This window comes from Rothia sp. BD8, assembly GCF_044878465.1.
GTDB classification, from domain to species: Bacteria; Actinomycetota; Actinomycetes; order Actinomycetales; family Micrococcaceae; genus Rothia; species Rothia kristinae.
This window is the reverse complement of record NZ_JANJES010000002.1, coordinates 260,127-276,672: the sequence shown is the minus strand read 5'-3', so window position 1 is coordinate 276,672 and position 16,546 is coordinate 260,127. Positions and strand designations below refer to the sequence as shown.

The following is a 16,546-nucleotide window of genomic DNA, read 5'->3' as shown; positions in this document are numbered from 1 at the left end:
ACACCCCACGGATGCTGCGCATCGCCGTGCCCAACAAGGGCTCCCTCTCCCAGGCCGCCCAGACCATGCTCACCGAGGCCGGCTACCTCCAGCGGCGGGACTCCCGCGAGCTGGTGCTCGCCGATGAGGCCAACGACGTCGAATTCTTCTACCTGCGCCCCCGGGACATCGCCGTGTACGTCGGCTCCGGGACCCTGGACGTCGGGATCACCGGGCGGGACCTGCTGATGGACTCCCCGGGCGGGGCGGAGGAGACCCTGCCCCTGGACTTCGCCCGCTCCACCTTCCGCTTCGCCGGGCCCCGCGGGGCCTTCGCCAGCGTGGAGGACCTCGCGGGTCAGCGCATCGCGACCAGCTACCAGAAGCTGGTCACCGACCACCTCACGGCCCGCGGCATCGAGGCCGAGGTGGTGCGCCTGGACGGGGCCATCGAGTCCTCGATCCGGCTGGGCGTGGCCGATGCGATCGCCGACGTCGTGGAGACCGGCAACACCATGCGCGCGGCCGGCCTGGAGCCCTTCGGCGATCCCGTGATGCGCTCCGAGGCCGTGCTGATCCGCCGCCCGGGCACCCCGGACACGGACGCCCTGCAGGTGCTCTCCCGGCGGCTGCGCGGGGTCCTGGTGGCCCGGCAGTACGTGCTGATGGACTACGACGTCGCCGAGGAGCACCTGCAGGCCGCCACCGCCCAGACCCCGGGCCTGGAGGCGCCCACCGTCTCCCCGCTGCAGCGGGAGGGCTGGTACGCGGTGCGGGCCATGGTGCCCAAGAACATGACCAACCAGATCATGGACGGGCTCTACGAGGCCGGGGCGCGGGCGATTCTGGTGTCCCCGATCGCCGCGGCCCGGCTGTAGCGCGGAGCGGACCCCGCACACCGGAAGGGCGAGGAGGAAGCCGATGGGACTGGCCGTGCGCGTGATCCCCTGCCTGGACGTGGACGCCGGGCGGGTGGTCAAGGGAGTGAACTTCGAGGGCCTGGTGGACGCCGGGGATCCGGTGGAGCTGGCCGCCCGCTACCACCGGGCCGGGGCCGATGAGCTGACCTTCCTGGATGTGACCGCCTCCTCCGGGAACCGGGAGACCACCTGGGAGGTCGTCGGACGCACCGCCGAGCAGGTGTTCATCCCGCTGACCGTCGGCGGGGGAGTCCGGGGCGTGGCGGACGTGGATCGGCTGCTGCGGGCCGGGGCGGATAAGTGCTCCGTGAACTCCGCGGCCGTGCGCGAACCCGGGATCATCGATGAGATCGCCCGCCGCTTCGGCAATCAGGTGCTGGTGCTCTCGGTGGACGCCAAGCGCACCGGGAACACGGCCTCGGGCTTCGAGATCACCACCCACGGCGGGCGGCGCCTGACCGGCATCGACGCGGTGGACTGGGCCCGGGAGGGTGCCTCCCGCGGGGCCGGGGAGATCCTGCTGAACTCGATGGACGCCGACGGCACCCGGGACGGCTTCGACCTGGAGATGATCCGGGCGGTGCGCGCCGTCGTGGACGTCCCGCTGATCGCCTCCGGCGGGGCCGGCCAGCCCGCCGACTTCCCGCCGGCCGTGGACGCCGGGGCCGACGCGGTACTGGCGGCCTCGGTGTTCCACTTCGGCCCGGAGAACGCGATCGCCGAGGTCAAGGACGCCCTGCGGGCCGCGGGGCACGAGGTCCGCTGATCCCCACCCCGCCGGGATCAGCTCAGCTCGACGTCGGCCTTGCGGCCGAACAGGTGCAGCAGCAGCTCCAGGGGCCGGCCGGTGACCGTCACGGGCTCCTCCTCCGGGGCGCGCACCACCGCCTGCACCAGCCGACCGGGCAGGGACTCCTCCACAGGGCGGCGCAGCACGCGCTCGCCGAACACCGGCTCGCCGTCGGCGTCCGTGCCGACCAGGCGCAGCCCGCCCGGGTGGCGCAGGGCCGAGATCAGGCCGACTCCGCCGAGCTTCCCCCAGATCAGCTCCTGCTCGTCGGAACGGAACGGGGTCAGGGCGGCCAGCTCGGCCCGCCCCGCCTCCTGCCCGCGCACCACATCCTCGCGGTGCACCAGGTACTCGATGGTGTTCATCCCCGCATCCACCCGCCCGATCGCCCGCGCCGGGGTGCGCGCCTCCGCGAAGCGGCGCAGCCCCTGCGCGTACTCCTCCGGAGAAGCCAGACGCTGTCCGAGCCGTCGGGTCAGCCGCTCGGTGCGCGAAGCCAGCGGCGGCAGCACGATTCCGGCCGCGACATCCGGGCGGGTCTCGCGCAGCAGCAGGTGGGCCAGCAGGTCGCTGGTCCGCCAGCCCTCGCACAGGGTGGGTCGATCCGGCCCGGCGGCCTCGAGCACGGCGGCGAGGTTGGTGCGCACGTCGGTGATCATCGTCATCTCCCCATGGTAGGCCCGGGCCCTGCACCGGTCAGCCCCACGACGAAACCCGCGCCACGGTGGGCGGGGGAGCGGGGCGGGTACAGTGGCCGGGTGATGAACACCCCCGAGACCCTCGCTCAGCAGCCCGCGCAGGACACCGCGCCGGAGCCTGACCTGGACCCCACGATCCGCGAGCGGCTGAAGCTGGACCCACAGGGCCTGGTGGCCGCGATCATCCAGCAGCACGACACCGGCGAGGTCCTCATGCTCGCCTGGATGGACCCCGAGGCCCTGCGCCGCACCCTGACCACCGGGCGGGTCACCTTCTGGTCCCGCTCCCGCCAGTCCTACTGGCGCAAGGGGGACACCTCGGGGCACTGCCAGTACGTCCGCTCCGTGGCCCTGGACTGCGACGGCGACGCTCTGCTGGTGCGCGTGGAGCAGATCGGCGCCGCCTGCCACACCGGCACCCGCACCTGCTTCGACGCCGACCCGCTGCCCGCCGTCGTCGGCGACCCGCAGCAGACCCCCCCCGAGCCCGCGCCGGAGCAGCCCGCACCCGCAGAGCCCGCGGCACCCGCTGCCGACCGTCAGCCGCCGAAGGAGGACCGGCCATGACCCGCACCCCCGAGATCCGCCCCACCCGCGAGGAGTTCCGGGAGCTGGCCCGCACCCGCCGGGTCATCCCCGTGCGCGCCAGCGTGGTCGCCGACGCGATGACCCCCATCGGCCTGTACCGGGCCTTGGTCGCCCGCGACGGGGACCCCCGCCCCGGCACCTTCCTCCTGGAATCCGCGAACGAATCCGCCTCCTGGTCTCGCTGGTCCTTCATCGGCGTGAGCTCCCGGGCCACGCTGACCGCCAAGGACGGTGCCGCCCACTGGCAGGGCACCGTGCCCGCCGGGGCCCCCGAGGGCGGGGACCCGGTCGAGGCGATCCGGGAGACCCTGCGCATCCTGCACACCGAGCCCTTCGAGGACGTGCCCCCGCTGACCTCGGGGCTGGTCGGCTACCTCGGCTGGGACGCGGTGCGCCACTGGGAGCGCCTGCCGAACCCGCCGGCCGATGACCTGCACCTGCCGGAGTTCGCCCTGAACCTCGTCTCGGACCTGGCCGTGCACGACCACCGGGACGGCACCGTGACCCTGGTGGCCAACGCCGTGAATTGGGACGGCACGGACGCCCGCGTGGACGAGGCCTACGACGACGCCGTCGCCCGCGTGCACGCCATGCTGGCCGACCTCTCCCGGCCCCTGCCGCGCACCACCGTCTCCACCGCCACCGCCCCGCAGGATGTGGAGCAGCGGTTGGAGGAGGAGGTGCAGGAGAGCTGGGAGCGCCAGCAGTTCCTCAACGCGATCGTGCAGGCCAAGCACGCCATCCGGGACGGGGACATCTTCCAGGTGGTCCTCTCCCGCCGCTTCGAGGCCCCCTGCGAGGCCTCCCCGCTGGAGGTCTACCGGACCCTGCGCCGCACCAACCCCTCCCCGTACATGTACCTGTACACGTTCGCCGCCGACGACGAGGCCGCCGAGCCCTTCCACATCGTCGGCTCCTCGCCGGAGGCGCTGGTCACGGTCCAGGGCCGCACCGCCACGACCCACCCGATCGCCGGCTCCCGGCCCCGGGGTGCCGACCGCACCGAGGATCTGGCCCTGGCCGAGGAGCTGCTGGCCGATGAGAAGGAGCGCTCCGAGCACCTGATGCTCGTGGACCTGGCCCGCAACGACCTCTCCCGCATCGCCCGCCCCGGCACGGTGGAGGTCACCCAGTTCATGGACATCGAGCGGTTCAGCCACATCATGCACATCTCCTCCACGGTCCAGGCCGAGATGGCCGAGGAGGCCACCGCCTACGACGTGCTGCGCGCGGCCTTCCCGGCCGGGACCCTCTCCGGGGCGCCCAAACCCCGGGCCCTGCAGATCATCGACGAGTACGAACCGCACCGGCGCGGGGTCTACGGCGGGGTGGTCGGCTACTTCGACTTCGCCGGGAACATGGACATGGCCATCGCCATCCGCACCGCGGTGCTGCGCAAGGGCCGCGCCTGGGTGCAGGCCGGGGCCGGGATCGTCGCCGACTCCGTGCTGGAATCCGAGGCCGCGGAGACCGTCGCGAAATCCGCCGCCCCGCTGCGGGCGGTGCTCACGGCCCGGGACCTCACGCCCCTGGACGCCGACGCCGACGGGGCGGGCCCCAAGGCCGACGCGGTCGATAGCGCCCGGGACGGGGCGGCCTCGTGAGCGCAGCACGGACCCCGGCCCCCACGATCGAGGGGGAGGAGGACTCCCGGACCCCCCGGACCCGCGGGGCGGGCCGCCTGATCCTGCTCAGCCTCCTGGTCCCGGCCCTGGCCTTCGCGGCGACCCTGCCGACCTGGGTCACCGCCCAGGTGGACACCGTGCTGGCCCAGCGCCAGGACATCAACGTGCCCGGCACCACCGCGGCCCCCGCGGTCTCCGCACTCGCCCTGGTCGCGCTGGCCGGGGTGCTCACGGTGCGCATCGCCGGGCCCGTGCTGCGCACGGTGATCTGCGCCGTCATCGCCTTGGCCGGGATCGGCACGGCGCTCGCGGCGCTGAGCGTGCCCCTGGACCCGGAGGGCGCCGCCCGCTCCAGCGTCGGGCAGCGCACCGGCGCGGTCGGAGCGGGCGGGGATTACACGGTGCACCCCTGGCCGTGGGTGTGCCTGGTCTTCGCCGTGGGCATCGTCGTCATGGCCGTGGTCCTGTGGCGGGCCTCCCGCTCCTGGCGCGGGGCCGGGCGCCGCTTCGAACGCCCGGAGCAGCGGGCCGCGGCGACCCGGGAGACGGCGCCGGCGCCCGAGCAGGCCCCGCACGCGCGGGACATCGACGCCTGGGATCGGCTCAGCCGCGGCGAGGATCCCACCGCCTGAACCGGCATGCACTAGACTGAGTCGGAGCATACGCATCGCACCCTGGGCGCAGAAGGAGCACTTCCCGTGACCTATGACAACCCCGACGTTCTGGTCTCCGAGCCGGTGGAGGGCCACGGCAGCACCGTGGCCGCCTGGTTCCTGGTCATCGTCACCACGATCGGGCTGATCGTGGCCACCGTCGCCTTCGACACCTTCCACCTGGTGGGCATGTGCGTGGGCTTCGGCATCATGATCGTGGGCCTGGGCGGCTCCGCCGTGCTCAAGGCCCTGGGCTACGGCAAGGACGGCAAGCACACCCTCGCCCGGGCCCGCTCCGCCGAGGACTAGCCCCATCGTCTTCCGACCGCAGCGCCCCCTGGCCCCGCGCCACCACGGCGCCCGGGGCTCCAGAGGGGCGCTGTCGGCTTAACGGCTTCCCCACCGTTCCCCGCACCCGATCCGAAAGCGACGCACCACCCCCATGACAGTCCTGGACGAGATCATCGCCGGAGTCCGCGAGGACCTGGAGGCCCGCCGGGCCGAGATCGGCCTCGAGGAGCTGGCCAAGAAGGTCGCCTCCGTCTCTCCGACCCGCGACGCCCTGGCCGCCCTGCGCGGCGCCGGCGTCGCCACCGTCGAGATCATCGCGGAGGTCAAGCGGGCCAGCCCCTCCAAGGGGGCCCTGGCCGAGATCCCGGAGCCGGCTCGTCTGGCCCACGAGTACGAGGCCGGCGGGGCTGCGGCGATCTCGGTGCTCACCGAGTCCCGCCGTTTCCAGGGTCGCCTGGCGGACCTGGACGCGGTGCGCGCGGAGGTCTCCATCCCGCTGCTGCGCAAGGACTTCGTCATCGACCCGTACATGATCTGGGAGGCTCGCGCCCACGGGGCGGACCTGGTGCTGCTGATCGCGGCGATCCTGGATGACGAACAGCTGCGCGAGTACCTGGAGCTGACCCACCGGCTGGGCATGAACGCGATCGTGGAGGCCCACACCGAGGAGGAGGTGGACCGGGCCGTGGCCACCGGGGCGAAGATCATCGGGATCAACACCCGCAACCTCAAGACCCTGGAGACCGACCCCGCGCACTTCGCGACCCTGGCGGATCGGATCCCCGAGGGGCGCCTGATCGTCGCCGAATCCGGGGTGACCGGCCCCGAGGTGGTCGCCGACTACGCCGCGGCCGGGGCCGACGTCGTGCTGGTGGGGGAGGCGCTGGTGCGCACCGAGGACCCGCGCGAGGCCGTCTCCGAGTTCCGCAACCACGGACGCCGGGCCCGCGCGGCCCGGCTGGAGAGCATCGAGGAGGAGCGGGCATGAGCGAGCAGCCGCGCGACGGCGCCAGCACGGCAACCCCCCAGGACCCCGGAGCCCGGGACGCCGGGGATGCCGGGCTGGCCGAGGCCTTCCTCGCCGGGGACCGCCCCGACGGCTCCGCGGGCGCGCACTCCCTGCGCGATGCCCCGGGGCCGTACTTCGGGCGCTACGGCGGCCGGTGGATGGCCGAATCGCTGATCCGGGCGATGGACGAGCTGGAGGAGACCTTCGAGAAGGCCAAGGCGGATCCGGCCTTCGCCGAGGAGTTCCAGCGACTCTCCCGCGAGTACTCCAACCGCCCCTCCCTGCTCACCGAGGCTGCACGCCTCAGCGAACGGGCCGGCGCCCGGATCTTCCTCAAGCGCGAGGACCTGAACCACACCGGCTCCCACAAGATCAACAACGTCATGGGTCAGGCCCTGCTGGCCCGGCGCATGGGCAAGACCCGCCTCATCGCGGAGACCGGCGCCGGCCAGCACGGCGTGGCCACGGCGACCGCAGCGGCGTACTTCGGCATGGAGTGCGTGATCTACATGGGCGAGGAGGACACCCGGCGCCAGGCCCTGAACGTGGCGCGCATGCAGCTGCTCGGGGCCCGGGTGGTCGCGGTGCAGACCGGCTCGCGCACCCTGAAGGACGCGATCAACGAGGCCCTGCGGGACTGGGTGGCCCATGTGGACACGACCCACTACCTGCTGGGCACCGCCGCCGGCGCCCACCCGTTCCCGGCCATGGTCCGGTACTTCCACGACGCGATCGGCACCGAGGCCCGCGCCCAGGTGCGCGAGGCCACCGGCGCCCTGCCCGACGCCGTCGCGGCCTGCGTGGGCGGCGGCTCCAACGCGATCGGCATCTTCCACGCCTTCCTGGATGACCCCGTGGACCTGTACGGCTTCGAGGCCGGCGGAGACGGGGTGGAGACCGGTCGCCACGCCGCGACCATCACCCTGGGGCGCCCGGGGATGCTGCACGGGGCGATGACGTACCTGATGCAGGACGAGGACGGGCAGACCATCGAGTCCCACTCCATCTCCGCGGGCCTGGACTACCCGGGGGTGGGCCCGGAGCACGCGCACCTGGCCGACATCGGGCGGGTCTCCTACCAGCCGGTCACGGACACCGAGGCCATGGACGCCCTGCGCCTGCTGTGCTGCACCGAGGGCATCATCCCCGCGGTGGAATCCGCCCACGCCCTGGCCGGGGCGCTGCGGGTGATCGAGCAGTGGAAGGCCGAGGACCCGGAGGCGGCGCGGGAGAAGGTCATGGTCGTGTGCCTGTCCGGACGCGGGGACAAGGACATGGACACCGCGGTGCGCTGGTTCGGGCTGGGCGAGGCCGAGCCCAGCTCCCAGCTGCACGGGGCGGGCACGCAGACCCAGACCGACGCCGTGCACGCCGCGGACCCGCAGGCCGCCGAGCAGCTGCCCACCGACCAGCACGAGGACACCGCCGAAGGGATGCAGCGATGAGCACCGACCCGACCGCAGCCCGCCGCGCCGAGGCCGCACCGGAAGGGGCAGAGCAGGCCGCACCCCGCGGGATCCGGCTGCCCACCGAGTTCCCGCCGGCCCCCGAGCACTCCCGGCTGGCCGAGCGCCTGGCGGCCTGCCGCGAGCAGGGCCGACCCGCCCTCATCGGGTACCTGCCCGTGGGCTACCCCAGCACGGAGGAGTCCATCGCCGCGGCCATCGAGCTGGGCCGATCCGGGGCGGACATCATCGAACTCGGCGTGCCGTACTCGGACCCCGTCATGGACGGGCCCGTGATCCAGGAGGCCACCGCGATGGCCCTGGCCCGCGGCTTCCGGGTGGACGAGCTGTTCCGCGCGGTCCGGGAGATCACCGCGGCCACGGACGCCGTCGTCGTGGTGATGACCTACATCAACCCGGTGCTGCGCCGCGGCGTGGACCGCTTCGCCCGGGAGCTGACCGAGGCCGGGGGAGCGGGGATCATCACCCCGGACCTGGTCCCGGAGGAGGCCGAGCAGTGGTTCGCGGCCAGTGCCGCGCACGGGCTGGACCGGATCTTCCTGGCCGCTCCCTCTTCCACCGCCCAGCGCCTGGAGATGATCTCCCGGGCCTCCAGCGGCTTCGTCTACGCTGTCTCGGTGATGGGCGTGACCGGGGCCAGGGAGAAGGTCTCCGACGCCGCCGAGAAGCTCGTGGCGGACCTGCGCGCCGCCGGGGCGCCCGCGGTGTGCGTGGGCCTGGGCGTCTCGCGTCGGGAGCACGTCGAGCAGATCGGGGCCTACGCCGACGGCGTCATCGTCGGCACCGCCCTGGTGCGGGCCCTGGGCGAGGGTGGCCCCGAGGCCGTCGGGGCGCTGACCCGGCAGCTGGCCGGGCGCGAGCCCTCCGGGGACGACGCGGCCGAGCCCGCCCCCAGCACCGCTCCGCGGGATCCGCGGGTCCCGTCCGGGGAGTCCCGCCTGTGAGCCCGCTCGCCGTGCTGGCGGCCATCCCGTCGCCGTCCTGGAGCGCCTTCCACCTCGGCCCGCTGACGATCCACGCCTACGCGCTGTGCATCCTGCTGGGCATCGTCGTGTGCCTGTGGCTGACCTCCCGGCGCTGGGCCGCGGCAGGGGAGGACCCGGACACCCTCTGGGACATCGCCTACGTCGCGATCCCCCTCGGGCTGGTCGGGGCCCGGCTGTACCACGTGCTGATCACCGCGCCCGAGGACTACTTCGGGCCCGGCCGGAACCCGTGGGATGCCCTGAAGATCTGGGAGGGCGGCATCGGCATCATGGGGGCGATCTCCTGCGGGGCGCTGGGCGCCTGGATCGCCTGCCGGCGCCTGGGGCTGTCCCTGACCAAGTTCGCCGACGCCGCGGCCCCCGGGATCCTGCTGGCCCAGGGCATCGGCCGCTGGGGCAACTGGTTCAACCAGGAGCTGTTCGGCAAGCCGACGACCCTGCCGTGGGGCCTGGAGATCGACCCCACCAGCTACAACTTCCCGCACCAGTACCCGCCGGGCACTCTGTTCCACCCGACGTTCCTCTACGAATCCCTCTGGGACGTGCTCGGGGCGCTGCTGCTGCTGTGGATCTCCCGCCGCGGGTTGCTGAAGCTGGGCCAGACCTTCTGGGCCTACGTGGCCTACTACGGCTTCGGTCGGCTGATGATCGAGCTGTTCCTGCGCATCGACCACTCCCAGGAGCTGCTGGGGCTGCGCATCCACGTGTGGACCGCCGGGCTGCTGGTGGTCCTCGGGCTGATCATGCTGGGGGTGTTCGGGCGCCGTCCCCGGGACTCGGAGGAGCGTCCGGATGCTGGAACGCAGGGTCACACTTTGGAGAACGCCGGGGATCCGCGGTAGTTTTGCATCACATCACCTGAGGAGAATCGGTCGTCCAGTGCGCCCCACCGGCGCCGCACGGCCCACTCGACCCTCCCCGCCGCCGCATCCGGCCGGACGGGATACGAGCGGACGAGCCTCGTCCACGCTGCAACGACGCGGCCACCGTGGAGACACTGGTTCGGAAGAGATCGCGCCGGCGCGTCCGCGCGGGCCCGGTTCCCCCAGGGCCCGCCGCCTCCTCGCCCGAGGATCTCACCTCGAGGGTCCGGGTCGGCGCACCCGACTCCACGGTGGCCCCGACCGGGAGGAGTCCGCGACCATGCCCGACGTCGACCAGACCGGTGAGCGCGCCCGCTCGCCCTTCGAGACCTTCTCCGCCGCGCCCCGGGACACCGGGCTGTACCACCCCGACCAGGAGAAGGACGCCTGCGGGCTGGCGATGATCGCCACCCTCAGCGGGGAGGGCTCCCACGAGATCGTCGACCAGGCCCTGATCGCCCTGCGCGCCCTGGAGCACCGGGGCGCGGTGGGCGCGGACGAGGGCACCGGCGACGGCGCGGGGATCCTCCTGCAGATCCCGGACGCCTTCTTCCGGGCGGAGGCCGACTTCGCCCTGCCCCCGCTGGGGGAGTACGCGGTGGGCACCGCCTACCTGCCCACCGACGGCATCGGCGCCGAAGAGCACCTGCAGGCCCTGACCGAGCTGGCCGAGGCCGAGGGGCTGCGGGTGCTGGGCACCCGGGTGGTGCCCATCGTGGAGTCCGTGGTGGGCAAGAGCTCCCGCGCCGTGATGCCGCACTTCGTGCAGATCTTCGTCGCCGAGGGCGGCGGCCAGGAGGCCTTCACCGGGCACATCCCCGTGGTGGGTCTGGACGAGGACGCCCGCCGGCGCCAGCTGGACCAGAAGGCCTTCCGGGTGCGCAAGCGCGCCCAGCACAAGCTCGGGGTGTACTTCTCCTCCTTCTCCAGCCGCACCATCACCTACAAGGGCATGCTCACCACCGCCCAGCTGGAGCCGTTCTACCCGGACCTGTCCGATCCGCGGTTCACCACCCGCCTGGCGATCGTGCACTCCCGGTTCTCCACCAACACCTTCCCCTCCTGGCCGCTGGCCCAGCCCTTCCGCACCATCGCGCACAACGGCGAGATCAACACCGTCAAGGGCAACCGCAACTGGATGCGGGCCCGGCAGTCCCAGCTGAAGTCCCCGCTGCTCGGGCGCAACCCGGAGGAGCTGTTCCCGATCTGCTCCGTCGGGGCCTCGGACTCGCAGTCCTTCGACGAGGTCGCCGAGCTGCTGATGCTCTCCGGGCGCTCGCTGCCGGAGGCGATCATGATGATGATCCCCGAGGCTTGGGAGAACCACGAGACCATGGACGAGGACCGGCGGGCCTTCTACCGGTACCACTCCACGCTGATGGAGCCGTGGGACGGCCCCGCCGCGGTGACCTTCACCGACGGCGCCCTGGTCGGCTCGGTGCTGGACCGCAACGGGCTGCGCCCGGGCCGGTACTGGGTCACCGAGGACGGTCTGGTGGTCTTCGCCTCGGAGGTCGGCGTCGTCGAGCTCGGGGATCGGAAGGTGGTGCGCAAGGGCCGAGTGTCCCCGGGGACCATGTTCCTCGTGGACACCGAGGCCGGGCGGATCGTCCCGGATGAGGAGATCAAGGCGGAGGTGGCCGCGCGCAACCCCTGGAAGCAGTGGTGCGAGCAGAACATCACCACCCTGGAGTCCCTGCCCCAGCGGGAGCACCAGCAGTCCTCCCCGCGCTCGATCCTGCTGCGCCAGCAGACCTTCGGGTACACCCACGAGGAGCTGAACAAGATCCTCAAGCCGATGGCCCGCACCGGGGCGGAGCCGATCTACGCGATGGGCACCGACACCCCGATCGCCGCTCTGGCCGAGCGGCCCCGGCTGCTGTTCGACTACTTCGTGCAGTCCTTCGCCCAGGTCACCAACCCCCCGCTGGACTCGATCCGCGAGCAGCTGGTCACCTCCCTGGGCACCAGCATCGGCCCGGACGGCAACCTGCTACGCAACGGCTACGTCAGCGCCCACCACCTGGAGCTGCCGTTCCCGGTGCTGGACAACGACGAGCTGGACAAGATCGTGCACCTGGAGGACGAGGACGGGATGTCCACGGCCCTGAAGGTGCGCGGCCTCTACGACCCCGCCGGCGGTGCCGCCGCGCTGCGCGCCCGGATCACCGAGATCTGCGAGAAGGTCTCCGCCGCGATCCACCGCGGGGTGCAGTACATCGTGCTGTCCGACCGCAGCTCCTCGGCCACCTGGGCCCCCATCCCGTCGCTGCTGCTCACCGCGGCGGTGCACCACCACCTGCTGCGTTCGGCCACCCGCACCAAGGTGGGCCTGGTCGTGGAGGCCGGGGACGTGCGGGAGGTGCACCACGTGGCCTGCCTGATCGGCTACGGCGCCTCCGCGGTCAACCCGTACCTGGCGATGGAGTCCGCGGAGCACCTGGTGCGCACCGGGGAGCTGACCGAGGTGAGCCCGCAGCAGGCGGTGCGCAACCTCATCACCGCCCTGGGCAAGGGCCTGCAGAAGATCATGTCCAAGATGGGCATCTCCACGGTCAGCTCCTACACCGGCGCGCAGACCTTCGAGGCCCTGGGGCTGTCCCAGTCCCTGATGGACGAGTACTTCACCGGCACCCACTCCCAGCTGGGCGGGGCCGGGCTGGAGGTCATCGCCGAGGAGACCCGGGCCCGCCACGCCCGCGCCTACCCCGCCGACGGCGTCTCCGTCCCGTTCCGCGCCCTGGAGACCGGCGGGGAGTACGACTGGCGCCGGGACGGGGCGCCGCACCTGTTCGACCCGCACACGGTGTTCCGGCTGCAGCACGCGACCCGCACCCGCCGCTACGACATCTTCAAGTCCTACACCCGCCGGGTGGATGACCAGTCCGAGCGGCTGATGACCCTGCGCGGGCTGATGGCCTTCCGCCCGGACCGGGAGCCCGTGCCGCTGGAGGAGGTCGAGCCGGTCTCGCAGATCGTCAAGCGCTTCTCCACCGGGGCGATGTCCTACGGCTCGATCTCCCAGGAGGCCCACCAGACCCTGGCCATCGCGATGAACCGGCTGGGCGCGAAGTCCAACACCGGCGAGGGCGGGGAGGATCTGGAACGGCTGCTGGACCCCGAGCGGCGCTCGGCCATCAAGCAGGTGGCCTCCGGGCGCTTCGGAGTGACCAGCCTGTACCTGACCCACGCCGACGACATCCAGATCAAGATGGCCCAGGGCGCCAAGCCCGGGGAGGGCGGGCAGCTGATGTCCGCGAAGGTCTACCCGTGGGTGGCCCGCACCCGGCACGCGACCCCCGGGGTCTCGCTGATCTCCCCGCCGCCGCACCACGACATCTACTCCATCGAGGACCTGGCGCAGCTGATCTACGACCTCAAGCGCGCCAACCCGAAGGCCCGCGTGCACGTGAAGCTCGTCTCCGAGATCGGGGTGGGCACGGTCGCCGCCGGGGTGACCAAGGCCAAGGCCGACGTCGTGCTGATCTCCGGGCACGACGGCGGCACGGGAGCCGCCCCTCTGAACTCGCTGAAGCACGCCGGGGGACCGTGGGAGCTGGGCCTGGCCGAGGCGCAGCAGACCCTGATGCTCAACGGGCTGCGGGACCGGGTGGTCGTGCAGGCCGACGGGCAGATGAAGACCGGACGCGACGTCGTCATCGCGGCCCTGCTGGGGGCCGAGGAGTACGGCTTCGCGACCGCCCCGCTGGTGGTGGAGGGCTGCATCATGATGCGCAAGTGCCACCTGGACACCTGCCCCGTGGGGGTGGCCACCCAGAACCCGGTGCTGCGCGAGCGCTTCACCGGCAAGGCCGAGCACGTGGTGAACTTCTTCGAGTTCATCGCCGAGGAGGTCCGCGAGCACCTGGCGAGCCTGGGATTCCGCAGCCTCCAGGAGGCCATCGGACACGCGGAGGTGCTGGACACCGAGCGGGCCGTGGCCCACTGGAAGGCCGAGGGGCTGGACCTGACCAACGTGCTGCGCTCCACCGCGGTGGAGTACGGCGGGCAGGGGGTGCGCAACCTGCGCGGGCAGGACCACGAACTGGACAAGCACCTGGACGCCGAGCTGATCCGCCTGGCCGCCCCCGCCCTTCAGCAGCGCACGCCCGTGTCCCTGGAGCACACCGTGATCAACACGGACCGCGCCGTCGGCACGATGCTCGGCAACGCGGTGACCGCGACCTTCGGCCCGGAGTTCCTGGACCCGGACACCATCACCGTGAACCTGTCCGGGCAGGCCGGGCAGTCCCTGGGCGCGTTCCTGCCGCAGGGCATCACCCTGCGCCTGGCGGGGGAGTCCAACGACTACGTCGGCAAGGGCCTGTCCGGCGGGCGGATCATCGTCCGACCCCACCGGCAGGAGGGCTACCTGTCGCAGGAGAACGTGATCGCCGGCAACGTCATCGGCTACGGCGCCACCAGCGGGGAGCTGTTCCTCTCCGGGCAGGTGGGCGAGCGGTTCCTGGTGCGCAACTCCGGGGCCACCGCGGTCGCCGAGGGCATCGGGGACCACGGCTGCGAGTACATGACCGGCGGCACCGCGGTGATCATCGGACCCACCGGACGCAACTTCGGCGCCGGGATGTCCGGGGGCACCGCCTACGTGCTGGACCTGGACCCGGTGGACGTCAACAGGGCCGCCCGGGAATCCGGGGAGCTGACCTTATCCGGACTGGACGAGCAGGATGAGCAGGTGGTCACCGCGCTGCTGGAGAAGCACTGGGCGGAGACCGGCTCCCCGGCGGCCCGCGCCCTGCTCGACGACGTCCCGGCCAGCCTGGCCCGATTCACCCGTGTGCTGCCGCGCGACTTCGCGGCCGTGCGGAGCATCCGCGAGCGCGCCGAGGAGAACGGCGCGGATCCGGACGGGGACGCCGTCTGGCAGGAGATCCTGGAGGTGACCGCCCGTGGCTGACCCCCGCGGCTTCCTGAAGCACACCCAGCGTCAGGACCGGCCCAAGCGCCCGGTCCCGGTGCGCATCCGGGACTGGAAGGAGGTGCAGGTCGAGCAGGACTCGGCGGTGCTCAAGGAGCAGGCCTCCCGCTGCATGGACTGCGGCGTGCCCTTCTGCCACCAGGGCTGCCCGCTGGGCAACCTCATCCCGGAGTGGAACGACCTCACCTGGCGGGGGCTGACCCGCGAGGCCGTGGACCGGATGCACGCGACCAACAACTTCCCGGAGTTCACCGGGCGGGTCTGCCCGGCCCCCTGCGAGGCCTCCTGCGTGCTGGGGATCAACCAGCCGCCGGTGACCATCAAGCAGGTGGAATACAGCATCGGGGAGTCCGCGTTCGAGGAACACGTGATCACCCCGCAGGTGCCGGAGCGGCTCGTGGACCGCACGGTCGCCGTCGTCGGCTCCGGGCCGGCGGGTCTGGCCGCCGCCCAGCAGCTGACCCAGGCCGGGTTCACCGTCGCGGTGTACGAGCGGGAGGACCGCATCGGCGGCCTGCTGCGCTACGGCATCCCGGACTTCAAGCTGGAGAAGGAGGTCATCGAGCGGCGCCTGCGGGTCATGGAGGCCGAGGGCACCCGGTTCCGGCCCGGCGTGGAGATCGGCCGGGACATCACCTGGGATCAGCTGCGCCGCCGCTACGACGCCGTCGTGGTGGCCACCGGGGCGACCAAGCCGCGGGATCTGCCGATCCCGGGGCGGGAGCTTTCCGGGGTGCACTTCGCGATGGACTACCTGGTGGCCTCCAACCGGGTGCAGGCAGGCGACGAGGTGCCCGAGGCGATCGACGCGGCCGGCAAGCACGTGGTGGTCCTGGGCGGCGGGGACACCGGTGCCGACTGCATCGGCACCGCCCACCGGCAGGGCGCGGCCTCGGTGACGACCCTGGCGATCGGGCGCAAGCCCCCGGAGGAGCGGGCCGAGCACGAGCCGTGGCCGATGTTCCCGAACCTCTTCGAGGTGGCCAGCTCCCACGAGGAGGGCGGGCGCCGGAACTACCTGGCCTCCACGGTGGAGTTCGTGGGCGAGGACGGGAAGCTGACCGGGATCCGGGTGGCCGAGACCGAGTACCGCGAGGACGGCAAGCGGGTGCCCAAGGCGGGCACCGAGCACGTGATCCCCGCGGACCTGGTGTTCCTGGCCCTGGGCTTCACCGGCCAGGACTCCGAGGCGATCACCGAGCAGCTGGGGGCGCCGCTGGATTCGCGCACCAACGTGGCCCGGGATGAGCGGTACATGACCGCGGTGGACGGGGTGTTCTCCTGCGGCGACGCCGGGCGCGGCCAGTCCCTGGTGGTGTGGGCCATCGCCGAGGGGCGGGCCTGCGCGGCGGCGGTGGAGCGGCACCTGCTGGGTGCGACGGCGCTGCCGGAGCCGGTGCGGCCCAGCGACCGGCCGATCGACCTGCTCTGAGCCGACGGCGCGGGGGGGGGGGGGGGGGGGGGCGGGGGGGGACCGCCGGGTGGGGGGGCCCCCCCCCGGGGGGGGCCCCCCGGGGGCCCCCCGGCCGGGGGGGCGCGGGGGGGGCCCGGCGGCCGGGCCCCCCCCCCGGGGGCGCCCCCCCCCCCCCCCCCCCGCCCCCCCCCCCGGGGGGGGGGGGGGGGGGGCCCCCCCCCCCCCCCCCCCCCCCCGCCCCGCCCTCGCGGGGCACCCCCAGCGCCGCACCACTCCACCCCGCATCCGCGGATACCCACACCCCGCCGCACCCCAAGCGAAGGAA

The 16,546-nt window shown here is 73.0% G+C and carries 13 protein-coding genes; 12 read left to right on the top strand and 1 reads right to left on the bottom strand.

Annotated features, from left to right (window positions below; translation table 11 throughout):
* The first annotated feature begins 11 nt into the window (after positions 1-11).
* Positions 12-857, top strand: a complete 846-nt coding sequence (gene hisG / locus NQ707_RS02870) for an ATP phosphoribosyltransferase (protein ID WP_358293962.1) — start codon at positions 12-14, stop codon at positions 855-857.
* Between the two features lie 43 nt (positions 858-900).
* Positions 901-1,665, top strand: a complete 765-nt coding sequence (gene hisF, locus NQ707_RS02865) for an imidazole glycerol phosphate synthase subunit HisF (protein ID WP_064725241.1) — start codon at positions 901-903, stop codon at positions 1,663-1,665.
* A 17-nt stretch (positions 1,666-1,682) separates the two neighbouring features.
* On the opposite strand, the gene NQ707_RS02860 is transcribed toward hisF, so the two are convergent.
* Complete coding sequence (locus NQ707_RS02860; protein ID WP_404434669.1) at positions 1,683-2,354, bottom strand: maleylpyruvate isomerase family mycothiol-dependent enzyme; 672 nt, start codon at positions 2,352-2,354, stop codon at positions 1,683-1,685.
* A 96-nt stretch (positions 2,355-2,450) separates the two neighbouring features.
* On the opposite strand from NQ707_RS02860, the gene hisI reads away from it, so the two are divergent.
* From hisI to NQ707_RS02810, 10 genes are all read left to right on the top strand, one after another.
* Positions 2,451-2,954 carry a phosphoribosyl-AMP cyclohydrolase gene (gene hisI, locus NQ707_RS02855; protein WP_133566156.1) on the top strand — a complete coding sequence of 168 codons (504 nt, stop codon included), beginning with the start codon at positions 2,451-2,453 and terminating at the stop codon, positions 2,952-2,954.
* Entirely contained in the window at positions 2,951-4,579 is a 1,629-nt protein-coding gene (locus NQ707_RS02850; RefSeq protein ID WP_058743452.1) for an anthranilate synthase component I, read from the top strand. The genes hisI and NQ707_RS02850 overlap by 4 nt, the downstream gene beginning before the upstream one ends.
* Entirely contained in the window at positions 4,576-5,232 is a 657-nt protein-coding gene (locus NQ707_RS02845) for a Trp biosynthesis-associated membrane protein (protein WP_058731322.1), read from the top strand. The genes NQ707_RS02850 and NQ707_RS02845 overlap by 4 nt, the downstream gene beginning before the upstream one ends.
* Before the next feature lie 66 nt (positions 5,233-5,298).
* Positions 5,299-5,562: an HGxxPAAW family protein gene (locus NQ707_RS02840; protein ID WP_061225461.1), complete on the top strand. Its 264-nt coding sequence runs from the start codon at positions 5,299-5,301 to the stop codon at positions 5,560-5,562.
* A gap of 133 nt (positions 5,563-5,695) precedes the next feature.
* Positions 5,696-6,532 carry an indole-3-glycerol phosphate synthase TrpC gene (gene trpC, locus NQ707_RS02835; protein WP_404434665.1) on the top strand — a complete coding sequence of 279 codons (837 nt, stop codon included), beginning with the start codon at positions 5,696-5,698 and terminating at the stop codon, positions 6,530-6,532.
* A complete protein-coding gene (trpB, locus tag NQ707_RS02830) occupies positions 6,529-7,998 on the top strand; it encodes a tryptophan synthase subunit beta (protein WP_081046121.1) in 1,470 nt (489 codons plus the stop codon). The genes trpC and trpB overlap by 4 nt, the downstream gene beginning before the upstream one ends.
* Positions 7,995-8,963 carry a tryptophan synthase subunit alpha gene (trpA, locus tag NQ707_RS02825; protein WP_081046122.1) on the top strand — a complete coding sequence of 323 codons (969 nt, stop codon included), beginning with the start codon at positions 7,995-7,997 and terminating at the stop codon, positions 8,961-8,963. Before trpB ends, trpA begins: the two co-directional genes overlap by 4 nt.
* Positions 8,960-9,847, top strand: a complete 888-nt coding sequence (gene lgt, locus NQ707_RS02820; protein ID WP_058731319.1) for a prolipoprotein diacylglyceryl transferase — start codon at positions 8,960-8,962, stop codon at positions 9,845-9,847. The genes trpA and lgt overlap by 4 nt, the downstream gene beginning before the upstream one ends.
* Before the next feature lie 301 nt (positions 9,848-10,148).
* Positions 10,149-14,786, top strand: coding sequence for a glutamate synthase large subunit (gltB, locus tag NQ707_RS02815; RefSeq protein ID WP_404434661.1), 4,638 nt, complete (start codon positions 10,149-10,151; stop codon positions 14,784-14,786).
* A complete protein-coding gene (locus tag NQ707_RS02810) occupies positions 14,779-16,239 on the top strand; it encodes a glutamate synthase subunit beta (protein ID WP_064725235.1) in 1,461 nt (486 codons plus the stop codon). Before gltB ends, NQ707_RS02810 begins: the two co-directional genes overlap by 8 nt.
* Positions 16,240-16,546: the final 307 nt, after the last annotated feature.